This is a genomic window from Luteibacter aegosomaticola, assembly GCF_023078475.1.
In the GTDB taxonomy this organism is placed as follows: Bacteria; Pseudomonadota; Gammaproteobacteria; order Xanthomonadales; family Rhodanobacteraceae; genus Luteibacter; species Luteibacter aegosomaticola.
Window position 1 is genome coordinate 1,401,467 of sequence record NZ_CP095741.1, and the last position, 22,576, is coordinate 1,424,042.

The window sequence follows — 22,576 nt, forward strand, 5'->3', positions numbered from 1 at the left end:
GCGATGATCCGCCCGCAGTTGGCGTATGGACGGCCAAATCCCTTTATGTCACAAGCCTTTGGCGCGTGGCGGGAATTTGACTTCCCTCTGAAACACGAACGATGAAAGACGGCTGGCGCATGCGCCGGCCGGCGCCGTCGTGCGTGCGCGGAACGCCGCTGCAAACGGGCCAACCCACAGGGGATTTCCTCCATGACAATGCACCCCGCAGCACCCCCGGGGCAGGCAAGGCGAACACGGTTATCCGCCGTGCTCGCGGTGCTCTGCCTTGGCGCGACGGTGACGGCACATGCCGTGACACTCGCGCCTTCCGATCGCGTGGATGTGAACCTCGGCGCACAGCCGTGGAAGTACATCAAGCAATACCAGAACCAGACCGGCCACGCTCCCGTCCCCAACGGCGATGATGGCGCGGCTGTCGCGTTCGACGATTCGCAATGGGAAACCGTCGGTATCCCGCATGCCGCGAACGACTTCACCACCTTCATCAACCAGGAATCGGGTGGTGGCCAGGGCAGCCTGGATGGTGAAACCAGCTGGTACCGCACCACGCTGAAAGACAGCGCGAGCTACCAGGGCCGCAAGGTCATGGTCGAATTCGAAGGCGCGCACACGGGCGACCGCGTGTACGTCAACGGCCAGTTCATCCCCGGCACGGGCGCACTGAACCAGGCCGGCCAGGTCGATGCCAACGCGACGCACGTGATTGGCTTCATCCCGCATATCGTCGACCTGACGCCCTACCTGCACTACGACGGCAAGGACGTCATCGCCGTCAAGGTCAGCCGTAGCGGCGGTGGTTTCTTCCAGGACCCGGGTTTCTCGGGTTCGTTCCGTTTCGGCCAGGCCGAAGCAGGCCTGTTCCGCCCGGTAAAACTGCACGTCACCAACCTCGTGCACATCCCGGAAAACGTCTACGCCGGCCAGAACACGTGGGGTACCTATGTAGGTACCGAGTCGCTCAGCGATGATCACTCCAGCGCCGTCGTCCGCGTGCAGACCAACGTGGTCAACGATCGCGATACGCCGGTGACGGTGACGCTCACCACGCAGATCGTCGATGCCACCGGCAAGGTGGTCGCCACCGATCAGCAGGAAAAGCAGCTCTCGCCGCACGTCGCCCCGTCGGATGTCACGCCGGTGTTCGACGAAAAGCTGACGGTGAACACGCCGACGCTGTGGTATCCGAACAACAGCATCTACGGCAAGCCGTACATGTACAAAGTGCTGCATACGGTCAGCATCGATGGCACCGTGGTCGATGCGAAGCAGAGCCCGCTCGGCATTCGCATGATCACCTGGGATAAGGATTTCCCGTACGTCAACGGCAAGAAGCAGTACACGTGGGGCGCTTCGGGTCGCTATGACTACCCGGCGCTCGGCTCGTCCGTGCCGGAAGAGCAGCAGTGGCGCGATCTGCAGCAGCTGGCCGCGGCCGGCGGTAACCTGTGGCGCCCGGGTCATTCGCCGTCCAGCCCCGAGTTCGTCGAGGCCGCGGACGCGCTTGGCGTGTTCATCGTGCAGCCCAGCGGCGATGGCGAGAACGGTTTCTCCAACCGTTGCGCGGCCGGTGACGATGCCTGCGTGAACATGTGGAACATCAAGCGCGAGCTGCATCGCGACCTGGTGATCCGCGATCGCAACCATCCGTCGATCCTTGCCTGGGAATCCAACAACGGCAAGATGGACACCAACTTCGCGGTGGAACTGCGCACGATGGCCCGTAACTGGGACAGCATCGCGCCGCGTGCCGCCGCCGACCGTTCGCCGGACCCGGCCAACGGCGACATCCTGAGCTGCAGCAAGGCAGGGTGCGAAGAAGGCGTGCACCAGCAGTACCCGAACAAGCCCGCCTGGGGCGCGGAGTACTGGGGCATTGGTTCGCAGCGTCACGCGTTCGATTACGAGCTCTCGTATGCGCTGAACTACCTCGTGCCATATTCGAAGGGCCGCAAGGCGGGCACCTTCGGCATGGCGCAGTGGTACTTCGCCGATACGCCGGGTGAAACCATCGAGTTCGATGAAGGCACCGAGGACGCGACGCACTACACGATCGCCGCGGATACGGGCGAGAAGCAGTTTGCGCACAACGTGCGCTCGATCGGCAGCTCCATGGTCGACCAGAACCGCTTCCCGCGCATGATGTATTACATCTACCAGTCGGTGTGGACGCCGTTCGAAGTGAAGCCGGTGGTCAAGCTGGCGCATCACTGGAACCGTGCTTCCGATGCACCGATCCAGGTGAACGCGTTCAGTAACTGCCCGGCCGTGCGCCTGCTGGTGAACGGCGTGCCGCAGGGTAGCGACCAGAAGCCCAACAACTGGGATTCGATCGACCAGGCCAGCTACGACGTCGAAAACTCGGGTAAGGATCCGGACACGGGCCATATCAAGGGTTCGGCGCAGGCCCAGAAGACCACCGGCCTCCCGGGCCAGGTCCACTGGAACCTGACCTGGCAGGCCGGTACCGCCACCGCGCAGTGCATCGATGCGCTGGGTGCCGTGGTGGATGACGCCAACGGCTCGCCGGTGCAGGACACGCTGACGACCGCAGGTACCGCCGACCACATCGAACTGAGCGTCGTTCCGGAGCTGGTGAAGCCGGATGGCACCTCGTTCGGTATCACGGCCAACGGTTCGGACGCTGCCTTCATCGTGGCCCGCGTTGTCGACAAGAACGGCGTCACCGTCCCGACGGGCGCCGATGTCAACGTCGATTTCGAAGTGACGGGCGGTGCCTCGCTGGTGACCTACCAGGGCGGCACGCAGCAGCTGGTCGACTGGGCCGGTGGCCACACGTTGAACAACGATGGCTCGGAAGAGCCGATCCACGGTTACCACGCACCGGGCTCGCATGAGCTGAAGTTCGAAGGCGGCCTGCAGAAGATCGCACTGCGTACGAAGTTCGATACCGGTACGGTCACCGTCACGGCGACAGCCAATGGCCTGCTGCCGGGCAGCGCGTCGTTCAACGTCGTCGCGGTGCCGAAGGCGTCGCAGGGTGCGTCCGGTCCGCCGGCCATCATCGCCAACCCCGTCGAAGACGACGTGACCCAGGGCTTCCCCGGCCATTTCTCGGTGACCGCGACCGGCGAAGCGCCGTTGTCGTTCACCTGGAAGCGTGGTGGCCAGGCGATCCCGGGTGCGAATGCGGCGAGCTACACCACCGATGCCACGGTGGCGGGTGATGACGGCGCGACCTATACCGTCGTCGTGCACAACGCGAAGGGTGACCAGGAATCCACGCCTGCCGTCCTCCACGTGTTCAAGCCGCAGAACGTGGTGATCAGCCAGCAGCCGGCCGCCCAGAGCGTCGACGTGGGCCAGCAGGCGCACTTCGCTGTCGTGGCTACCGGTTCGCCGAAGGTGACCTACCAGTGGATGCGCGGCAATACGGCGATCGCGGGTGCGAATGGCCCGACGTACGACACGCCGGTGCTCACCGCGGCCGATGGCAACGTCGATTTCGCCGTGGTGGTCTCCAACCCGCTGGGCGATACGCCTTCCACGCCGGCCCACCTCACCGTGAATGCGGCTCGTCCGCCGGTGATCACCGGCCAGCCGGGCAACGTGCGTGCGAACCCGGGCCAGAGCGCCCAGTTCACCGTGTCCGTCGCCGGTTCCTCGCCGTTCCACTACAAGTGGACGCACGATGGCCAGCCGGTGGGTGACGACAACGCCACGCTGACCGTTTCCAACGTCAGCCTCAGCGATGTCGGTAACTACCAGGTCGTGATCACCAATATCCTCGGTGATGCCTCGGCCGCGACGAGTACGAACGCTGCGCTCACGCTGGCGCCCCCCGGTGCCAACCTCGCCCGTCAGAAGGTGACCTACGCCAGTGGCGTGGAGAACGTGCAGGGCACGCCGTCGGCGGGTGCCGTGGATGGCGATGACAAGGGCACGCGCTGGGCGTCGGAGCAGGGCAACGATGCGGCATGGTTCACCGTCGACCTGGGTGCCGTGCGCTCGTTCAACCGCGTGGTGATCAAGTGGGAGAATGCCCACGCCGCGCGGTACAAGATCCAGTACTCGAACGACAAGGACACGGGCTACCAGGATTGGTTCGAGAACGACACCAGCCTCGGCGGTACCGAAGACACGACGGACAAGCGCGTGTCGGCACGCTACGTGCGCATGCAGGGCATCAAGCGCGCCACCGACTACGGTTACTCGTTCTACGAGTTCGAAGTCTATGACTCGCCCACCTGCTGCCAGGATGGCGACCGCTACACCGTGCAGGACACCAACCACGTCGTGGACCACTTCAGTGGCCTGACCTGGGAGCGTGCTCAGCGCGGGCTGGCGGACCAGGGTGCGCAGTACAAGCAGTCCAATGCGAACACGGATTGCAAGGCCGCGAGCGCTCGCCTGCCGACGCTGGATGAAGCGCTGGCCGTGGCCGGCCAGAACCTGTCGACGAATGCGTTCCCGCAGGCGTGGACGATCTGGACCGCGACGAACGATCCCTCGGATCCGCAGTACGCGTACCAGGTGGCCTCGGATGGTTCGACCTTCCGCCTCGTGGCGGAGAACAACCCGTCGCACGCACTGTGCGTGACCGGCCCCACGGCGGTCGCTCCGGCGATCACGGTGGATCCGCAGGCACAGAAGGCGGGCGTGGGCCGTTCGGCGCATCTTGCCGTGACCGCGACCGGTGATGGCCCGCTGGCCTACAACTGGTACCGCCACCTTGCGCAGGCCGATGGCACGTTCACGGACGAGCTGGCCGCCTCGACCACCGATGGCACCTACGCCACCCCGGCGCTCGCCGCCGCGGATAACGGCACGCAGTACATGGTGCGCGTGGTGAGTGCGAAGGGCCTCACGACCCAGAGCGCGTTCGCAGCCATCACGGTGGATACCTCCACCGACGGCTTCGATCCGCCGGCATGGCAGCAGGGCACCGCGACCCAGCCGGGCAACGGTGGCACCGATCCGAACCAGCCGGATAACCCGGATGGCCCGGGCACGCCGGGCGATGGCCAGGGCGGTGTGAACATTGCCGTGGGTGCAGGCGCGACCTCCAGTGGTAACGAAAACGACGGCTACCTCGGCCCGAAGGGTGCGACGGACGGCGATTTCACCACGCGCTGGGGCTCGTCTTTCACGCCGACCGCGTGGATCCGCCTCGACCTGGGTGCGCAGAAGACGTTCGACCACGTGATCCTTCGCTGGGAGCGCGCGCACTCGACGTCGTACGTGGTCGAAGTGTCGAACGACGATGTGAACTACACCCCCGTGACCCCGCAGCCGGTGGCTGGCAAGGGTGGCGTGGAGCGCGTGGACTTCTCCGCGGTCACCGCACAGTACGTGCGCATGACCAGCTCGGCGAAGAACACGGACTACGGTGTGTCGCTGTATGAGTTCGAGGTGTATGCGGCCACCGCGCCGACCTTCGTGAGCCAGCCGCAGGCGCAGTCGGTGACGGCCGGCCAGGCGGTGACGTTCGCGGTCAGCGTCAAGGCCAACGGCACGCCCGGCTACCAGTGGCGTCGCGACGGTGCTGCCGTCAGTGGTGCCAACCAGGCCAGCTACACGTTCACCGCCTCGCTGGCCAACGCTGGCAGCTACGACGTGGTGGTGACCGATGCCGCCGGCCAGAAGGCAGTCAGTCAGGCGGCGACGCTCGCCGTGCAGCAGCCGGTGCAGCAGACGCCGCCGCCGGTGTCGTCCAGCACCAACCTCGCCCTGCACCAGCCGGTGCTCGCCTCTTCGGAGGAGAACCCGGTGGCGTTCAAGGCCGCCAACCTGACCGATGGTGACACCGGTACGCGTTGGTCGTCGCAGTTCAACGATGACGAGTGGGTGCGTGTCGACCTTGGTGCCGTGAAGACGGTGAACAAGGTGGTGCTGACGTGGGAGAACGCCCATGCCGTGAACTACCTGATCGAGGTGTCGCTCGACGGGCAGTCCTGGCAGGTGGCGGATGCGAAGATCGGCAGCGACGGCGGCGTGGAAACGCTGACGTTCACCCCGGTGTCCGCTCGCTACGTGCGCATGCACGGCCAGACCCGCAACACGCAGTACGGCTACTCGCTGTGGGAAATGGAGGTGTACGGCACCACGGATGGCACCGACCCGACCCAGCCGCAGCAGCCGGTGGGTAACGATCCCTCGGAAGGTTTCGATTACGACACCTACCCGGGCTTCATCGGCACCCAGCTGCGCAATGCCACCAACGGCAAGTGGCGCGACGATCAGGTTTACGTCGCTGTCATCGGCCGCGATCCGACCACCCAGGTGTTCTCGTGGGTGAAGCCGGATGGCACGATCACCGCCGCGAAGGTGGAAGACAACGACGGTGCGGGCCACCTGACCAAGAATGGCCAGAACTATCCGAACTACTTCTTCACCCTGGCCCAGGCCAAGTTGCTGAAGCTGCCGAAGATGGATTCGGGCCGCATCTTCGTGTCCGTCGGTGAACCGATGTACATCAAGATCCTGAAGGCGGCCGATGACACGATCGGTTTTGCGGGCCCCAACCCGTTGAACGTGACCGATCCGAACATCGGTGTGTATTACGACTGGTATGAGTTCACCTGGAACAACGACGCCCTGTTCATCAACACCACGCAGGTCGATCAGTTCTCCATCCCGCTCTCGCTGGATGTGTATGGCGGCAACAAGACGCGCCATGTGAACTCGGGTATCACCCAGACCCGCGCCGAGATCTTCGCGGCGTACAACCAGGAAGTACCGGCCGAGTTCCAGCTGGCCAGTGCCGACCCGATCCGTATCCTCGCCCCGGGCAAGGATCAGTTCGATGCCGGCAAGCCGCAGGAGCATTACTTCGACGCGTACATCGACAGCAGCTGGACGTATTACCAGAGCCATGTGCTGCAGATGACCATCGGCGCCAAGCAGTTCGAAGGCACCGTGGTGGATGGCACGCTGGTGTTCCGCCACACGAACTGGGCGGATACCCACGAGCCGGATGAAGCCGAAGGCATGCTGTTCAACGTGCAGAAGCCGACCACGCAGGATGTGCTGGAAGGCAAGGGCGCCCTGGCGCGTTCCAACGACCCATGGGGCGTGGAAGGCCAGCTGGAAGCGCAGATCTGCGCGGCGTTCAACCGCCACGTGATGGAAGATACGAGTGAGTGGAAGGATGCGGGTGCGTTCTACCTGCAGTCGCCGGCCAACTACTACTCGCGCTTCTGGCACCTGCACGGCGTGAACGGCAAGGCCTACGGTTTCGCGTACGACGATGTTTCCGACCAGAGCTCCAGCCTCATCGAGGCGCAGCCGGAACATCTCGAACTCGGGATCGGCTGGTAAAAAGCGTCAGGTAAAAAAGAAAGGGCGGTGGGGAAACCCACCGCCCTTTTTCATGCCCATCGTCCATCGTCCATCGTCCATCGTCCATCGTCCATCGTCCATCGTCCATCGTCCATCGTCCATCGTCCATCGTCCATCGTCCATCGTCCATCGTCCATCGTCCATCGTCCATCGCGCGTCGCCCGTCGCCCGTCGCCCGTCGTAGGAGCCCACCCTGTGGGCGACATCTTTCGCCCAAACCTCTCAGGCCCTGCGGCCGCGGTACGAACGGCGTCGCCCACAGGGTGGGCTCCTACATGAGGCGGTTTCAATCCTCGGATGAGGCTTCGAGTTCCTTGAGGATCTTGTAGATCTCGCGGAACGCGTGCAGCGGCTTGTTCGCCTCGCGCTCGGTGCGCGCCTGGCGCACCAGCGAGCGCAGGTGCTGGCGATCCAGCTCCGGGTGCTTGTCGAACAGATCGCCGAGCGCCGCATCGCCGCCTTCCAGCAGCTTCTCGCGCGCCGCCTCCAGGCGGTGCATGTGCGCGGCTTCCTGGCGCTGGCGGTCGCGGTCTTCACCCAGCGCGGCACGGGCATCGGCGAAGGCTTCATCGCCATGCCGGCGCATCATCTTCGCCAGGTAGGCCATCTGGCGCTTACGCGCGATATGCGCCGTGACCTTACGCGTGCGCCCGATCTCGTCGACGATGTCTTCCGGCAGGTTGAGCTTGGGGATGCGCGAGGGCGGCAGGTCCACCAGCTGGTTGGCCAGCTTCAGGATATCCAGCGCGTTGCGCCGGTTCTCGGTGCGGCTGGGGCCGAAATCTTCCTCGTCGTCGTCCCGCGGCGGCGGCTTGTCCCAGTTCATCATGGCTGTACCTCCTCACCTTCGAAGGCAAAGCGCGGCTGCACGCGGCCTTCGTGTTCAACAGTTTCCGCGAACATGGTCGCGGGGCGTACCCACAGGCCGTGCTCGCCGTAGAGAGCCTGGTACACGACCAGTTCCTCCAGGGTTTCGCTGTGCCGGGCGGTGCCCAGCACGCGGTAGGGCATGCCCTTGAAGTGGCGGTAGTAGCCGACACGGATGCTCATCAGGTTTCCATGGCACCATGGGCGGTGCGTTGCTTTGGATTCGGGCGGCGCGCCCCCAGATAGGGACATTGGCCGCCTGCGGCCTGCCATTCTAACCGCCAGCCCCCGGGAAGCCCACGTGAGCCTAGTTTCCACCCTCGACACCAGCCACCAGGACCTCGACCGCCTTGCCAGCCTGGCCGAGGATACGATCCGCCGGGCCCGCGCCGCAGGCGCCTCCCAGGCCGAAGTCTCCGCCAGTGTCGACGTGGGCCTGAACGTGAACGTGCGCCTGGGTGAGGTGGAAACCGTGGAGCACACCCGCGACCGCGGGTTTTCCCTCACGGTGTTCTTTGGCCAGCGCAAGGGCTCGGCCAGCACGGCCGACCTGAACCCGGATTCCATCCAGGCCACGATCGACCAGGCCTGTGCCATCGCCCGCTTTACCGAGGAAGACCCGGCCGCCGGCCTGGCGGATGCCGACCGCATGGCCACGTCCTTCCCGGATCTGGACCTGTGGCATCCGTGGGACATCGACGTAGAGTCGGCCATCCGCCTCGGCTGCGACGTCGAAAATGCCGGTCGCGATCTCGATGGCATCACCAATTCCGATGGTGCCAGCGTCAATGCGGGGCAGAGCCTCTCCGTCTACGCCAACTCGCATGGCTTCCTGGGCCGCGAACGCGGCACCCGCCATTCGCTGTCGGTGGCGCTTATCGCCGGTGACGACGAAGGCATGCAGCGCGATTACTGGTATGACAGCGTGCGTGACGCCAGCCAGTTCATGGACGCCGCGGCGCTGGGCCGCAAAGCCGCCGAGCGCACGCTTTCGCGCCTGGACGCCCGCCGCCTCAGCACCCGTCAGGCGCCGGTGTTGTTCGCGCCGGAGATCTCCCGCTCCCTGATCGGCCACCTGCTCGGTGCGGTGAGCGGTGGCTCGCTGTACCGTCGCTCCAGCTTCCTGCTCGACCACGTGGGCAAGCAGGTGCTGCCGTCCTGGATGCGGATCGATGAGAAACCGCTCATCCCGGGTGGCTTCGGTTCCTCGGTTTTCGATGCCGAAGGTGTGGCCACGCTGGACTCGCCGCTCATCGTGGATGGCGTGCTCTCGCGCTATATCCTCGGCAGCTATTCGGCACGCAAGCTCGGCCTTTCGTCCACCGGCAATGCCGGCGGCGTGCATAACCTCGTGGTTGCCAACAGCGGCGAAGACTTCCAGGGCATGCTGAAAAAACTCGGCACCGGCCTGCTGGTCACCGAGGTGATGGGGCAGGGCGTTTCCATCATTACCGGCGATTATTCGCGTGGCGCGTCGGGTTTCTGGGTGGAAAACGGCGAAATCGCCTACCCGGTCGAAGAGATCACCATCGCTGCCAACCTGCGCGATATGTACGCCAACCTCGTGGCCGTGGGTGCCGATGTGGATCGCCGCTCGCACATCCTCACCGGCTCCTGGCTCATCGAAAACATGACCATCGCGGGCGAGTAGTCCCGCTGCCGGGCAGGCATGACTTCCCACCCCCGTGCCGCAAGTCAGATTGACACCGGCACGGGGCGAAGGGAGAGTGGGGCCGTCATCGCCCAGGGAGTCGTGCCATGAGTACCCCGTCCGATCAGGTTCCGCCGTCGCCGCCGCCTGCACCGCCGCCGCCGTATGAGCCGGTGTCACCCCCGTCCGCTGCGCCGAGCGCCGATGACAAGAACATCGCGATGCTCACGCACCTCTCCGGGCTGCTCTTCCATGTCGTCGTGCCGCTCATCGTGTGGCTGGTCTTCAAGGACCGCGAGGACAAGCAGTACCTCGTACGCGAGGCGAAGGAAGCCCTGAACTTCCAGATCACCATCGTGCTGGCCTATTTCATCGGCGGCATCCTCTCGATCATCCTGATCGGCGGCCTGGTGATCTTCCTGGCCTGGATCGCAAACCTCGTGTTCTGCATCGTCGCCGCGCTGAAGGTCAGCTCGGATGGCACCTACCGCTACCCGTATTGCCTGCGCCTGATCAACTGAGCCCGGCGCAAGCTGTGTACGAAAAGGGCCCGCGAATGCGGGCCCTTTTTATGGTCCGTGATGGAAAGCACGGCCAACGAAGCGGTGAAGCTGGCGCTCTTAATTAGTGCCCGCGCGCTGCCGAATACCGCGCCAGATCCGCCAGCCATTCACCGCGTGCACCCAGCGGCGAGATCGCTTCCAGCGCTTCGTCCACGAGCGCGGCAAGCCGCGCGCGCGAGGCGTCGAGGCCGATGATCGACGGGAAGGTGGGCTTGTCCGCGGCGGCGTCTTTGCCGGCGGTTTTGCCGATCACGGCCGATTCGCCCTCGATATCGAGGATGTCGTCGCGCACCTGGAAGGCCAGGCCGACGGCGTGGCCATAGCGGTCGAGGCGTTCCAGCAGGTCCTGGTCGCGGCAGCCGGCCGCGAGGGCGCCCAGGCGTACCGAGGCGCGGATAAGCGCGCCGGTCTTGTACGCGTGCATGCGCTCGAGTTCTTCGAGCGTGAGCTTGCGGCCCACGGCGGAAAGATCGAACGCCTGGCCACCGGCCATGCCTTCGGCACCGCAGGCGGCACCTAACGTACGCAGCATGGCGATGCGCTGGGCGGGGTCGTCCCCTTCCGGTTCGTCATCCGCCAGGATTTCAAAGGCAAGAGCCTGCAGGGCATCCCCGGCGAGGATCGCCATGGCCTCGCCGAATACGATGTGGCACGTGGGCCGGCCGCGGCGCAGGTCGTCGTCATCCATGGCCGGCAGGTCGTCGTGGACCAGCGAATAGGCGTGGATGATCTCGACGGCACAAGCCGGCGCATCGAGCACAGGGCCATCGCTGCCCAGCGCATGGCCTGCGGCGTATACGAGGAGCGGGCGCAGCCGCTTGCCACCACCCAGCACGGCGTAGCGCATGGCACGGTGCAGTTCGGTGGGGGGCAGGTCTTCGCCGGGCAACACACGCGCGAGCGCGTCGTCGGCCCGGCCGGCCAGCGCCTTCAGCGGCGCCGGCAGGTCAGTCGATGCGGGAGTCAAAGGGTTCGGCGGTATCGGGGGCTTCGGGGTCGAGCAGCAGGCGCACGCGTAGTTCGGCCTGCTCCAGCGCCGTCTGGCACTGCCGGTAGAGGCCGATGCCGCGCTCGAAAGATTTCAGCGAGTCGTCCAGGCTGAGCTCGCCGCCTTCCATGCGCGTGACGAGCTGCTCGAGCTCATCGAGCGAGAGCTCGAATTCGGCGATCGACGACACGGGAGCGGGGGCGGCTGGGGACTTCGGCATGGCGGCAAAACTAGCTCACATGGGCTTTTCGATCAATCGTTGCGATGCCACAGGGGGGCTGCGCCAGCGCTTTCGAACCGGGGGTGGCCCGCCTCGCTGACCCAGCGGTCGCCGACGGCCAGCACGGTCTCACCCGTTACGACAAGCGGGATCCGCGGGCGTTCCCACGGCGGAATGCCCGCCCGCTGGAACAGGTCGCGGAGCTCGCGGGTATGGCGATCACCCACGGGCTTGAGGCTTTCGCCGCCCTGGCGGTAGCGCACGGTGACGGGCTCATGCAGGCGGTGGCCGCCGAGGGTGAGCGAGCCGCCCCCTGGCAGGGACAGTGGCTCGCCGCGCCAGGGCGCTGACCAGGTGGCGTCAAAGGGGCGCAGCCGCGGCATGGCCCACAGGCGTCCACGCCAGACCCGCACCTCGGTATCGAGCCAGCCGACCAGCGGCAGGCGTTCGGCGGCGGCTTCCCGGGCCTGGCGTTCGAGGGTCTCGCGCTGTGCGGTGGTCGGTGCGGAAAGGCCGGCACTGTGCAGCCAGTGGTCGAGTAGCGGCCCACGCCAGGCGTGGGGCAGGGCTAGCCAGCCTGCGGCGTCGAGACTGCCGTCCGCGCCGCGCAGGTCGGTATAGGCGGCGAGCCAGCCATCGCGCAAGCAGGCCGCCGCTTCGCCACACAGGCGTGCGCTGTGCACGACGCTGTGGGCCGCATGCGGCCAATGCTCGCGCAGGGCAGGCAGCACCGTACCGCGCAGCCAGGCACGGGCGACTCGCGGATCGTCATTCGACGGATCATGGATGGTATCGAGGGCGTGTAGCGCGACGTGGTCCATCAGGGCGTCGCGCGGCACGTCCAGCAATGGACGCCACTGGTAACCCGCGCCGAGCGGGCGGAGCGCGCGCATGCCGGCGAGGCCTTCAGGACCTGCCCCGCGCATGAGCTTCAACAACACCGTTTCCACCTGGTCATCGCGGTGATGGGCCAGGACAAGCCGCTCCCCGGGCCGCAGCGCGGCCGTGAACGCGGCGCGCCGCGCACGGCGTGCCGCACCTTCCATGCCCTCGCCACGGCTGAGATCGACGCTCACGCGGATGGACTCGAACGGTACATCCAGTGATTCGCAGAACCGCCGGCAATGGACCGCCCAGAGCCCGCTCTCCGCGTGCAGGCCGTGGTCGATATGCAGCGCGCGCAGGGCGGGCCGGGGCGTTTGCAATGCCAGGGCATGCAGCAGCGCGGTGGAATCCGGGCCGCCGCTATAGGCCACGACGAGCGGCGTGGCGTCGGTATCCGCCAGCGCGGCGGCAAGGTGGTCGGACAGTGACAGGTTCATTTACCTTTTGAACGCAGCTTGATGTACACGTGCTTGGCGTTGCCGTGCTGGCGCTCTTCCACATCGAACAGGCCGATGCCATGGATGAGGCCACTGAGCTTCGCGTAACCGTAGTTGCGCGAATCGAAATCCGGCATGCGCTTGTTGAGGATACTGCCGACGCCGCCGAGCGCAGCCCAGCCGTTATCGTCGGAGGCATCCTTGATCGCGTTGCGTACGTTGTTGAGCAGCTTGGTGTCGCCGCGCAATTCGGCGACCGACAGCGGTGCGGGAGGCTGTTTTTCCTCGTCTTCGCCCGCGCCTACGAGCACTTCGGTATAGATGAATTTGTCGCATGCCGACACGAAGGCTTTGGGGGTCTTCAGTTCACCGAACCCGTACACGATGAGGCCCGCCTCGCGGATGCGCGACGCCAACCGCGTGAAATCGCTGTCGCTGGAGACAATGCAGAAACCGTCGAAGCGCTCGGCGTACAGCAAATCCATGGCGTCGATGATCATGGCCGAATCCGTGGCGTTCTTGCCCGAGGTATAGGCGAACTGCTGGATGGGCTGGATGGAATGATCGAGGAGCGCCGCCTTCCACCCGTTGAGGTTGGGGCCGGTCCAGTCGCCGTAGATGCGTTTGACGTGGGCGGTGCCGTACTTTGCGACCTCGGCCAGCAGGCCGTCCACGATCGCCGGGCGGGCATTATCCGCATCGATCAGGACAGCGAGCTTAACGGTGACGTCGGTGGCCATGGCCGTCTCCCTGGAAGCGAGCGGCCATGGTAGCGCGACGCCGTGACAACGGCGTGCGCGGGCGGGGGGCTTACTCGGTGAAGGCGCCGAAACCACGCAGGCGCTGGTAGCGCTTTTCGAGCAGGGCATCGACGGGCAGCTTTTCGAGCTCGTCGAGCTGGTTCAGCAGCACGGCCTTCAGGCGCGTGGCCATGCTCTGCGGGTTACGGTGGGCGCCACCCAGCGGCTCGCGCACGATCTTGTCGATCAAGCCGTTCTCAAGGATGCGCGGCGCGGTGAGGCCCATGACCTCGGCCGCATCCTTCGCCTTGTCGGCGCTCTTCCACAGGATGGAGGCGCAGCCTTCCGGCGTGATCACCGAATAGGTCGAGTACTGGAGCATGTTCACGCGATCGCCCACGCCGATGGCGAGTGCGCCGCCCGAGCCGCCTTCACCGGTGACGGTGCAGATGACCGGCACGCGCAGCTCGGCCATTTCCAGCAGGTTGCGGGCAATGGCTTCGGACTGGCCACGCTCTTCGGCGTTGATGCCGGGCCATGCGCCCGCCGTGTCGATGAACGTGAACACCGGCATGCGGAAGCGCTCGGCCAGCTTGAACAGGCGCAGGGCCTTGCGATAGCCCTCGGGACGCGGCATGCCGAAGTTGCGCTTGACCTTGGTCTTGGTATCGCGGCCCTTCTGGTGGCCGACGACCATGATCGAGCGGCCGTTGATGCGGGCCAGGCCACCGACGATGGCCTGGTCGTCCGCGAACATGCGGTCGCCCTTGAGCTCGTGGAATTCTTCGCACATGCCCTGGATGTAATCGAGCGTGTACGGGCGCGCCGGATGGCGCGACAGCTGGCTGATCTGCCACGGCGAGAGGTTGCGGAAGATCTCAGCGGTCTTCAGCTTCAGCTTCTCGCGCAGGCGGGCCACTTCTTCATCGATATTGAACGCCTGGCCACTGCTGGCGTGGCGAAGCTCTTCGATCTTCGCTTCCAGTTCGGCGATGGGTTGTTCGAATTCGAGGAAGTTGGGATTCATGGAATACGCATAGCCAAGGCAAGACCCGGCATTATAACCGGCCTGTGCCAGCCTTGGTGTGCGCGGCAGTACGGACACTGCGCGGAATCTAAGCCTATGAATGCTAAGGGTTTGGCTGAGCGGGGTTTCAGGCTTGCGGCGATATACGCCTATGTGGCGCCGTGGTGGAATCCACTTGCGGGATGGACCCGCGCTGGCCGGCCTTGCCGCCAGACACTGACAAGGAGTCACCCATGAATCGTTCAACCTTCATTCGCGTCGCGGGCCTGACCGGCCTCAGCCTTGCCTGGGCGCTCCCGGCCGCCGCCGAACCGGCATGCCCCTCGCTGCATACGCCCGGCACGCCGATGGTGTGTGACCTTATCAACTCCCATGCTGAGCGGTTCGACGCTGATGGCACGCTGAGCAAGCGCATCACGCTTCCGCTGAACACCACCATCGACGACAACGAGCTGCCGACGTACTCGCTGTTCATCGACGTCGACCACACGGTGCCATGCCGCTCAACCTGCGCGCCACGCTAGCCATGGTGGACGATGCCGGCGGGAACGCGATCGAACTGGGCGCGGTTGAATCTGAGGTGCCCCCGGCTTTCGGCGCATCTGGCTGGACGCGCGTGCGCAGCGGTTCGCACAGCCCGCCTATCTCAGGCTGAACGTGGCGCAGAGCGGTGACGACGCATCGCCGCTGACGATCAAGAACATCAACGTGATCCAGGCGATCGGACGGGACCGTTAACGGTTCGAAGCCGTGTAGGCGAAGGCTGACATTTGCGTAGGCGGCGGGCCAGAGCCGCCTACGTGTCGCCCATCCCGCGCGGTAACCATGCTCCAATGCGACCCGCGGGATGAACCCGTCGTTGCCCAGGAGGGCAGCGCTTCGACAAGGAGTCAATGCATGCGCCTGTTAATGTTTTCCACCGTTTCACCCTTGGCCTGGCCCTGATGAGCTCAGGTGCGGCTGTCGCCGCGGCTGCACCGCCGTGTGACATGGGGCTTATCACGGAACCTGCCGACCTTTGCAGCATTCCCGTGCAAGGTGGCCATTTCGAACGCGGGCTCGCTGGCTGGCACACGGTCGGCGACGTGCTTGCGGTGACCAGCCCCAGTGACCCTCTCGCTGCTGCCGCCTCGCTCGGCTCGCACAGCGCGTTGCTGCAGTCGATCGAAATTCCTGCTTCAGCCCACGAGTACGGCGACATCACGCTTTATCAGGTCATTGTCTCCGTCCATGCGGCGGGCGAGGGTGGCCGGGTCCGCGTGCAGGGATCCATGATGGATAAGGCCTTCAACCTTCGGAGCGTGTTGGATGAAGAAGTCGAACTGTCGCCCGGCGTGAATACGCTGCCACTTTCGTTCAGCGGCGTTCAGACGGCTCAGCCAACGGAACTGCAATTCTCCATCCACCGACGTGACTCGAACGCCTCGGCGTCCGTGACCGTCCTGTCCGTCGGTGCCGGGCAGCGCGGCGCACGGATCGATTGATCCACTACCCCCATGAGCAAAGGAATGATCATGCGCTATACGACCTCAACGGCCGCTTTGTTTGCCCTGTGCCTTGTCGCAGCCCCGGTGCAGGCCAGCACCAGCCCCGATCCCTCGCGCCTTCCGGCCTGCACGAGCGCCGGTAACGACGACGCCTGCCGCCTGCCGATACGCGACGGAGACTTCAGTGCCGGAGCCTTGAATGGCTGGCAGCGCCAGGGCTTGCCGGTCGTCGGTTACGACGCGAGCGGCAATGCTTATGCGGCCCTGCCGGTTGGCGCGGCCATCAGCCAGGCCGTCGGCATCCCCACCGCCAATCTGCCACAGGATGTCGCGTATGCGATTCGCTTCCGCGTACTCGGTGAAAGTGCTGACGGTAGCATCGATGTGCGTGTCGCGCTGTCGGACGACAACGGCAACCAGAAGATCGACCTTGGCGGTACGACCGTGCGTGCCGTTCGCGGCGAGTGGACCGTGGGCGAATTGTTCGTGACCGGCAAGCAGTACGGCGGCGCACCGCACGTTCATATCACCCTGGCAAACGATAGCGCCAGCGGCACGCAGGTGCAGGTGGATGATGTCCACGTCGTGGAGAGCGCCGGCGTGGAAGCCGGCTGAACCGCGGAATGACAAGGAGTCACTCATGAATCGTTTCATCACATCACCGCGGACGATGCACTCCGTGGCGTCAGCCGCCCGAACGCGTGCGGCTGCGCTTTGCGCTCTCTGGTGCGTCGCTCTTCCGTGCTATGCGGTGACACCTCCGTGCCCGCTTGATTCACCGGAAGGGTTTTCCGGTACCTGTGAACTTCCCCTAAAAAACGGCGACTTCACGGAGGTGCGCAATGTCAGCAACACCCGGGCGATCGTCTGGGGGCATTCGGCGCATTGGCTGGCATCCCATCCGCGTGCCAATCTCGGCGTTCACTACGAGGGGCGCTGGGCTAGTCAGTTGTTCGCCACGGGGCACTCGATCCGGCAGGACATGCCCGGGCTTCCGATAGCCGGCCCCGAACCTTCCCGTATCGGCGTTCAGTTTGACGTGAGTGCACCCGGTAACAGCGATGCCCGCATGCGCGCCTTCGTGCAATTGCGAGGTCCCGATGGCCAGGTGCTTGGTGGCCGGAGCCTGGCGGTATCGCCGTCGGGTGCCGCATGGCAGTCGCATGGGATCGTGCTACCCGTCAGCCGGGTGCCTGCAGGCGCACGCGTCCAGGTGGCGTTCGTCCGCGACGATGCCGCTGGCGGTACGCCGGTAGCCATTACGGGTGTGCGGGCGTGGCAAAGCACCGGCGAATGATTCGCCGGAACCCTTTGATTCAGACCCAAGGAAGGAACCCCTTTATGCGGAACAATAAAAACCTCGTCGTGGCGTCCATGGCCGTTGCGTTTCTCGCCGTGGGCACGCAGGCACTTGCTGCCACGTGCCCGTCGGCCCACGGCGCGGGCTCACCGATGACGTGCGAACTGCCGCTCATCAATGGAAGCTTCGATACGCACGACGGGAAGGACTACATCGCCCCCTGGGTGGTCGAGACGGGCAGGGCGAAAGGCCATGGCTATGGCGATGATCTGCACCTCTTTGCGGGTGCGCGGATCAGGCAGGATGTACCCCTGCCGTTGAACACCACCCTGGGCGGAGGGCGCTTTCCCTCCTACACGCTGACGTTCACGACGGATGGCGAAGGCGCCATGGACGTATCGGGCTCGCTGATGGCGCGCCTTACGCTCGTCGACGATGCGGGTGGCAACCCGCTCGAACTGGGGAGTACCCGCGTGGCCGTCACGGGGAACCCAAACACCGCCCGGCTCGAGGTCGCCGGTCGCGAGTACCCGCAACCCGCCTACCTGCGCGTGCAGATCCAGCGTGAGGACGGTAGCGACACGGAGGTCGCTATCGACGACGTCGTGATCGTGCAGTCGTTCTAAGGGGCGTTAGTCCGCCGGGCGTACCAGGCGCAATTCCGTGCCGAGTACGCCCGGTAGCGTGCGCAGCGTGCGTACCAGATCGGGCAGGGCACGCACGCGCCACTCATCGCCCAGCTCGAAACTGGCCTGGCCTACCTTGTTGCGGTACCCGGAAAGCATCAACGGCGTGCGGCCACCACGGAAACCCATGAGCGCGTGCTTCAGGTGCTTCGGGAAATCCTCGTCGACGCCGTTGAGTTTCAGCGTGAGCAGGCGGCCGAAGTGTTCCATGGCATCGGAAAGCGAGTACGCCTTGCGCGCGCGCAGCTGGTAACCGCCGGCGAAATCGTCGATGCGCAGGCCACCTTCCACCACGATGATGTTGCCGCGTGTCAGCAGCGGTGCCGCGTCGGTAAACACTTCGCGGAAGAAACTGGTCTCGAGCAAACCCGTGGCGTCTTCGATCTGCACGAAGGCATCGCTATCGCCACGCTTGCGCATGCCAACCACCATGCCGGCGACGGTCCACGGCGTTTCCGGGCCGCGGCGGAAGCGGCCCGCATCGTCATCGTCGTTGCGGCGCGGCTTGGGTGGCTGGTAACGGTGCGGGATCTCGCCGATCGGGCAGCTGCCCAACTGGGCAAGTTCCGTCGTCCACGGGTCGGTCGGGTGGCCGGAAAGATAATGGCCGAGCGTCGTGTGCTCGCCCTGCAGCAGCTGTTCCAGCGGCCATTCCGGCACGGAGCCGGAAAGTTCGATGATGCTGGGTGCCTCGACATCGCCGAACGCGTTGCCGAAGATATCCACCTGGCCCGAAGCACGGTTCTTCGCTTCCTGGTCGGCGGCGCGCATGGCCTCTGGGATATGCATCACCAGCGTCGCGCGGTTCTCGCCCAGCGCGTCGAGCGCGCCGGACTGCACCAGCGCTTCCATCACGCGCTTGTTGAGCTTGTTGGAGCCGATGCGCTGGCAGAAATCGACGAGACCCTTGAACGGACCACGCGCCTTGCGCTCGGCCGCGATCTCTTCGCAGATGCCCTGGCCCACGCCCTTGATGGCGCCCAGGCCGTAGCGCACCACGCGCGGTTCCACCGCCTCGAACATCCATTCGGATGCATTCACGTCCGGCGGCAGGACCTTGATGCCGATGGCGCGGGTTTCATCGAGGAAGGTAACGGCCTTCTCGGTGTTATCCATGTCCGACGAGATCGTCGCGGCCATGAACTCGGCGGGGTAGTGCGCCTTCAGCCACGCGGTCTGGTACGAGACCAGTGCGTACGCGGCTGCGTGCGATTTGTTGAAGCCGTAGCCCGCGAACTTTTCCATCAGGTCGAAGATGGAATCGGCCTTGTCGCCGTCGATGCCATCCTTCGCGGCACCTTCGCGGAAGGTGGCGCGGTGCTTCACCATCTCCTCGGCTTTTTTCTTACCCATGGCGCGGCGGAGCAGATCGGCGCCGCCGAGGGTGTAACCACCCACGATCTGCGCCATCTGCATCACCTGCTCCTGGTAGACCATGATGCCGTAGGTCTCTTTCAGGATGGGCTCGACGCGCGGGTCGGGATATTCCACCGCTTCCTTGCCGTGCTTACGTGCGCAGAAGCTGGGGATGAGGTCCATCGGGCCGGGGCGGTACAGCGCCACCAGCGCGATGATGTCCTCGAAACGGTCGGCCTGCGCTTCCTTGAGCATGCCCTGCATACCGCGCGATTCCAGCTGGAAGACGGCGACGGTCTGCGCCTTCTTCAGCAGGTCGTAGACCTTGGGGTCATCGAGCGGCAGCGTATCGATGTTCAGCGGCTCGGTGCCTTCGACGGCACGGCGCTTGTTGATGGCCTTGACGGCCCAATCGATGATCGTGAGCGTACGCAGGCCGAGGAAGTCGAACTTCACCAGACCGACCGCTTCGACGTCGTCCTTGTCGTACTGGGTCACCACGCCTTCGCCGCTCGGTTCGCAGTAGAGCGGGGCGAAATCGGTTAGCGGGGTGGGCGCGATCACCACGCCGCCGGCGTGTTTGCCGGCGTTGCGGGTAAGACCTTCCAGGCTCAGCGCCAGGTCGATGAGCGTGCGCGATTCTTCTTCGGTGTCGTACGCGTCGCAGAACTCCTTGACGACGCGCTCGGGTTCTTTCTTCGACTTTTCGGTGCGGCCGAGGGCATCGCCCAGGGTGAGGTCGAGCGGGCGCGCGGGAATGAGCTTGGCGTGGCGATCGACCTGGCCGTAGCCCATGCCGAGTACGCGGCCGGAATCGCGCAGCACCGCCTTCGCGGCCATGGAGCCGTAGGTGATGATCTGGCTGACGTGGTCGCGGCCGTACTTGCGGGCGACGTAGTCGATGACCTCGTCGCGGCGGTCCATGCAGAAGTCGATGTCGAAGTCGGGCATCGACACGCGCTCGGGATTGAGGAAGCGCTCAAACAGCAGCTCGAACTGGAGTGGATCCAGGTCGGTGATCTTCAACACCCAGGCGACGAGCGAGCCTGCACCCGAACCACGGCCCGGGCCAACGGGAATACCGTTGTCCTTACCCCAGCCGATGAAGTCCGCCACGATCAGGAAGTAACCGGGGAACCCCATGCGGATGATGACGTCCACCTCGCGGTCGAGGCGCGCCTGGTAATCCTCCAGCGTCTTTCCGGGTGCGAGCGGGTTGTGCGCAAGGCGTTCGTCCAGGCCTTTCTGCGCTTGCTCGCGAATGTACGAATCGAGGTTATGGCCCTCGGGCACCGGGAAATCAGGCAGGTAGTACGTGCCGAAGGAGAGTTCCAGGTTGCAGCGCTTGGCCAGTTCAACCGTGTTCTCGAGGGCTTCGGGAATATCGGCGAACAGCTCGGCCATTTCTTCGGCCGATTTGAAATACTGCTCCTCGCTGTAATAGCGCGGGCGCTTGGGGTCGGCGAGCACGCGGCCCTGGTGGATACAGGTGCGCGCTTCGTGCGATTCGAAACCGGAGCGCTCGAGGAAGCGCACATCGTTGCTGGCGATGACCGGCAGGCCGTGCTCACCGGCCAGTGCCATGGCGGCGCGGACCCAGTTTTCTTCCTGCTCGCGGCCCGTGCGGGTCAGTTCCAGGTAGAGGCGGTTCGGGAACAGGCGAGTGAGGAAGCTGAGCCTTGCCGATGCGGCGGGCAGCCCGGCGCCCAGGGCGACGCGGGCGATCTCGCTTTCGCGGCCGGTGATGGCGATGAGGCCGGCGAGCGCATCGGCGGTGAGCCAGCTGGCATCGACCAGCGCGCGGCCGGTGCCCTGGCCCTCGCGCCAGGCGCGCGAGACCAGGCGCGACAGGTTGAGGTAGCCGTCGCGGTCCTGGCAGATGAGCGTGAGGCGCCAGGGGCGCGGATCATCCGGGCTGGACACCCAGATATCGCTGCCGCCGATCGGCTTGATGCCGGCGGCTACGCACTGCTTGTAGAACTTCACCAACCCGAACATGTTGTTCTCGTCGGTCAGTGCGACGGCCGGCATACCGGCGCGAACGCACGCGGCGATCAGCTGCTTGATGCGGATCGTCGAGTCGACCAGCGAGTACTCGCTGTGCAGGTGAAGGTGGGTAAAACGGACGGTCATGCGGGGTGCCGGTTCAGGCCATGGGAAAGGCTAACCGGGGGAGGGGGTTGGGGCAAGAATTGACAGCGAGAAAATCCGCCTTCCGGAGCCCCGGCCCTTGTAGGAGCGCGCTTGCGCGCGATGGGTGCTCGCGGCAAGCCCTATCGCGCGCAAGCGCGCTCCTACAGGGGGGGGTTAGCGCTTGTGGGCTTCCGGGTGCTCGATGAACCACAGGCCTGCGAAGAGCTTGGCGTCGATCGAAAAGCCCTCCGCGGCGCGATCGAACAGCCATTTGCCGGCTTCGGCGCGCGGGACCTCGTGGACGATGATGTTCTCGGTCTCGTCACCGCCGCCCTTGCCGACCTTTTTCAGGTCCCAGGCGCGGGCGAAGGCGATCATCTCGGTGCTCATGCCCGACGAGGATGGGCCCTCGTGAACAAATTCGATGCGTCCGCAGGCGTAGCCGGTTTCTTCTTCCAGCTCGCGCTCGGCAGCCAGGAGCACGTCTTCGTCTTCCGCGCCTTCCAGGTCGCCGACGAGGCCGGCGGGCATTTCGATGGTGTTGGCGAGGATCGAGACCCGGTACTGCTCCACGAAGATCACCTTATCGTCCGGCGTCACCGCCAGGATGATGACCGCGCCGCCCGGGTTGTTGCGTGAAACGTACTCCCAACGACCGCGCTTTTTCAGCGTTAGCCACTTGCCGGAAAAGAGGGTTTCCTCAGGCAGGCTGGCGTCGTCGGGGATGGGCGATGCGTGGGGCAGCGGACTGGTCTGCATGGCGGGCTCCTTAAGGCGATCCTGCGAGTATGGTGCAAAAACCATCTCGGCCGTGTGACCGCGTAGGAGCCCACCCGGTGGGCGACGCCGTTCGCGATAACGCTGTAGGAGCCCACCCTGTGGGCGACGCCTTTCGCCGATGAGCCACAGGCCCTGCCGCGCCGAGGCGAAAGAT

The 22,576-nt window shown here is 65.2% G+C and carries 18 protein-coding genes and 1 pseudogene; 8 read left to right on the top strand and 11 right to left on the bottom strand.

The annotated features are described in order from the left end of the window. Positions 1-192: 192 nt before the first annotated feature. On the top strand, positions 193-7,281 hold the full coding sequence (locus L2Y96_RS06235; RefSeq protein ID WP_247334083.1) for a beta-1,3-glucanase family protein: 7,089 nt from the start codon (positions 193-195) through the stop codon (positions 7,279-7,281). 6 nt (positions 7,282-7,287) lie between these two features. Here L2Y96_RS06235 and L2Y96_RS23045 read toward each other — a convergent pair whose 3' ends face one another. The 4 genes and pseudogenes from L2Y96_RS23045 to L2Y96_RS06245 all read right to left on the bottom strand — a co-directional run bounded on the left by L2Y96_RS23045 (position 7,288) and on the right by L2Y96_RS06245 (position 8,352). Further along, positions 7,288-7,446: a hypothetical protein gene (locus L2Y96_RS23045; RefSeq protein WP_425492557.1), complete on the bottom strand. Its 159-nt coding sequence runs from the start codon at positions 7,444-7,446 to the stop codon at positions 7,288-7,290. Further along, positions 7,425-7,508: pseudogene (locus L2Y96_RS23120) on the bottom strand (hypothetical protein); the annotation flags it as partial. The pseudogene L2Y96_RS23120 and the gene L2Y96_RS23045, both read right to left, overlap by 22 nt. A gap of 80 nt (positions 7,509-7,588) precedes the next feature. Then, complete coding sequence (yjgA, locus tag L2Y96_RS06240; RefSeq protein ID WP_247334085.1) at positions 7,589-8,131, bottom strand: ribosome biogenesis factor YjgA; 543 nt, start codon at positions 8,129-8,131, stop codon at positions 7,589-7,591. Further along, the gene (locus tag L2Y96_RS06245; protein ID WP_247334094.1) at positions 8,128-8,352 is read right to left on the bottom strand and encodes a DUF1653 domain-containing protein; all 225 of its coding nucleotides are present in this window, start codon (positions 8,350-8,352) and stop codon (positions 8,128-8,130) included. The genes yjgA and L2Y96_RS06245 overlap by 4 nt, the downstream gene beginning before the upstream one ends. 118 nt (positions 8,353-8,470) lie before the next feature. Here L2Y96_RS06245 and pmbA point away from each other — a divergent pair, with 118 nt between their 5' ends. Further along, positions 8,471-9,820 carry a metalloprotease PmbA gene (pmbA, locus tag L2Y96_RS06250; RefSeq protein WP_247334096.1) on the top strand — a complete coding sequence of 450 codons (1,350 nt, stop codon included), beginning with the start codon at positions 8,471-8,473 and terminating at the stop codon, positions 9,818-9,820. A gap of 107 nt (positions 9,821-9,927) precedes the next feature. Continuing rightward, positions 9,928-10,341 (top strand): DUF4870 domain-containing protein, encoded by a 414-nt coding sequence (locus L2Y96_RS06255; RefSeq protein ID WP_247334098.1) that lies wholly within the window; start codon positions 9,928-9,930, stop codon positions 10,339-10,341. A 103-nt stretch (positions 10,342-10,444) separates the two neighbouring features. Here L2Y96_RS06255 and ispA read toward each other — a convergent pair whose 3' ends face one another. The 5 genes from ispA to L2Y96_RS06280 form a co-directional block, all read right to left on the bottom strand. Then, positions 10,445-11,350 carry a (2E,6E)-farnesyl diphosphate synthase gene (gene ispA / locus L2Y96_RS06260; protein WP_247334100.1) on the bottom strand — a complete coding sequence of 302 codons (906 nt, stop codon included), beginning with the start codon at positions 11,348-11,350 and terminating at the stop codon, positions 10,445-10,447. Continuing rightward, positions 11,331-11,591, bottom strand: coding sequence for an exodeoxyribonuclease VII small subunit (locus L2Y96_RS06265; RefSeq protein WP_247334116.1), 261 nt, complete (start codon positions 11,589-11,591; stop codon positions 11,331-11,333). Before L2Y96_RS06265 ends, ispA begins: the two co-directional genes overlap by 20 nt. A 32-nt stretch (positions 11,592-11,623) precedes the next feature. Beyond that, positions 11,624-12,913, bottom strand: a complete 1,290-nt coding sequence (gene tilS / locus L2Y96_RS06270) for a tRNA lysidine(34) synthetase TilS (RefSeq protein WP_247334118.1) — start codon at positions 12,911-12,913, stop codon at positions 11,624-11,626. After that, complete coding sequence (locus L2Y96_RS06275; protein ID WP_247334120.1) at positions 12,910-13,653, bottom strand: NYN domain-containing protein; 744 nt, start codon at positions 13,651-13,653, stop codon at positions 12,910-12,912. The genes tilS and L2Y96_RS06275 overlap by 4 nt, the downstream gene beginning before the upstream one ends. A gap of 70 nt (positions 13,654-13,723) precedes the next feature. Beyond that, on the bottom strand, positions 13,724-14,680 hold the full coding sequence (locus L2Y96_RS06280) for an acetyl-CoA carboxylase carboxyltransferase subunit alpha (protein ID WP_247334122.1): 957 nt from the start codon (positions 14,678-14,680) through the stop codon (positions 13,724-13,726). A gap of 233 nt (positions 14,681-14,913) precedes the next feature. On the opposite strand from L2Y96_RS06280, the gene L2Y96_RS06285 reads away from it, so the two are divergent. The 5 genes from L2Y96_RS06285 to L2Y96_RS06305 all read left to right on the top strand — a co-directional run bounded on the left by L2Y96_RS06285 (position 14,914) and on the right by L2Y96_RS06305 (position 18,093). Then, on the top strand, positions 14,914-15,204 hold the full coding sequence (locus L2Y96_RS06285) for a hypothetical protein (RefSeq protein ID WP_247334124.1): 291 nt from the start codon (positions 14,914-14,916) through the stop codon (positions 15,202-15,204). 369 nt (positions 15,205-15,573) lie between these two features. Beyond that, entirely contained in the window at positions 15,574-16,164 is a 591-nt protein-coding gene (locus tag L2Y96_RS06290) for a hypothetical protein (RefSeq protein WP_247334126.1), read from the top strand. A gap of 30 nt (positions 16,165-16,194) precedes the next feature. Further along, positions 16,195-16,782 carry a hypothetical protein gene (locus tag L2Y96_RS06295; RefSeq protein ID WP_247334135.1) on the top strand — a complete coding sequence of 196 codons (588 nt, stop codon included), beginning with the start codon at positions 16,195-16,197 and terminating at the stop codon, positions 16,780-16,782. 220 nt (positions 16,783-17,002) lie between these two features. Next, positions 17,003-17,464 (top strand): hypothetical protein, encoded by a 462-nt coding sequence (locus tag L2Y96_RS06300; protein ID WP_247334136.1) that lies wholly within the window; start codon positions 17,003-17,005, stop codon positions 17,462-17,464. 44 nt (positions 17,465-17,508) lie between these two features. Beyond that, entirely contained in the window at positions 17,509-18,093 is a 585-nt protein-coding gene (locus tag L2Y96_RS06305) for a hypothetical protein (protein ID WP_247334138.1), read from the top strand. 6 nt (positions 18,094-18,099) lie between these two features. Here L2Y96_RS06305 and dnaE read toward each other — a convergent pair whose 3' ends face one another. Both dnaE and L2Y96_RS06315 read right to left on the bottom strand, forming a co-directional pair. Further along, positions 18,100-21,642, bottom strand: coding sequence for a DNA polymerase III subunit alpha (gene dnaE, locus L2Y96_RS06310; RefSeq protein WP_247334140.1), 3,543 nt, complete (start codon positions 21,640-21,642; stop codon positions 18,100-18,102). 174 nt (positions 21,643-21,816) lie between these two features. Beyond that, on the bottom strand, positions 21,817-22,401 hold the full coding sequence (locus L2Y96_RS06315) for an NUDIX hydrolase (protein WP_247334142.1): 585 nt from the start codon (positions 22,399-22,401) through the stop codon (positions 21,817-21,819). Positions 22,402-22,576 lie beyond the last annotated feature (175 nt).

Excerpts from the sequence above, each read along its gene's own strand:
- L2Y96_RS06235 (WP_247334083.1), top strand. The coding sequence starts at position 193 with ATGACAATGCACCCCGCAGCACCCCCGGGGCAGGCAAGGCGAACACGG.
- L2Y96_RS23045 (WP_425492557.1), bottom strand. The coding sequence starts at position 7,446 with ATGGACGATGGACGATGGACGATGGACGATGGACGATGGACGATGGAC.
- yjgA (WP_247334085.1), bottom strand. The coding sequence starts at position 8,131 with ATGATGAACTGGGACAAGCCGCCGCCGCGGGACGACGACGAGGAAGAT.
- L2Y96_RS06245 (WP_247334094.1), bottom strand. The coding sequence starts at position 8,352 with ATGAGCATCCGTGTCGGCTACTACCGCCACTTCAAGGGCATGCCCTAC.
- L2Y96_RS06255 (WP_247334098.1), top strand. The coding sequence starts at position 9,928 with ATGAGTACCCCGTCCGATCAGGTTCCGCCGTCGCCGCCGCCTGCACCG.
- L2Y96_RS06265 (WP_247334116.1), bottom strand. The coding sequence starts at position 11,591 with ATGCCGAAGTCCCCAGCCGCCCCCGCTCCCGTGTCGTCGATCGCCGAA.
- tilS (WP_247334118.1), bottom strand. The coding sequence starts at position 12,913 with ATGAACCTGTCACTGTCCGACCACCTTGCCGCCGCGCTGGCGGATACC.
- L2Y96_RS06275 (WP_247334120.1), bottom strand. The coding sequence starts at position 13,653 with ATGGCCACCGACGTCACCGTTAAGCTCGCTGTCCTGATCGATGCGGAT.
- L2Y96_RS06280 (WP_247334122.1), bottom strand. The coding sequence starts at position 14,680 with ATGAATCCCAACTTCCTCGAATTCGAACAACCCATCGCCGAACTGGAA.
- L2Y96_RS06285 (WP_247334124.1), top strand. The coding sequence starts at position 14,914 with ATGAATCGTTCAACCTTCATTCGCGTCGCGGGCCTGACCGGCCTCAGC.
- L2Y96_RS06290 (WP_247334126.1), top strand. The coding sequence starts at position 15,574 with ATGCATGCGCCTGTTAATGTTTTCCACCGTTTCACCCTTGGCCTGGCC.
- L2Y96_RS06295 (WP_247334135.1), top strand. The coding sequence starts at position 16,195 with ATGCGCTATACGACCTCAACGGCCGCTTTGTTTGCCCTGTGCCTTGTC.
- L2Y96_RS06305 (WP_247334138.1), top strand. The coding sequence starts at position 17,509 with ATGCGGAACAATAAAAACCTCGTCGTGGCGTCCATGGCCGTTGCGTTT.
- dnaE (WP_247334140.1), bottom strand. The coding sequence starts at position 21,642 with ATGACCGTCCGTTTTACCCACCTTCACCTGCACAGCGAGTACTCGCTG.
- L2Y96_RS06315 (WP_247334142.1), bottom strand. The coding sequence starts at position 22,401 with ATGCAGACCAGTCCGCTGCCCCACGCATCGCCCATCCCCGACGACGCC.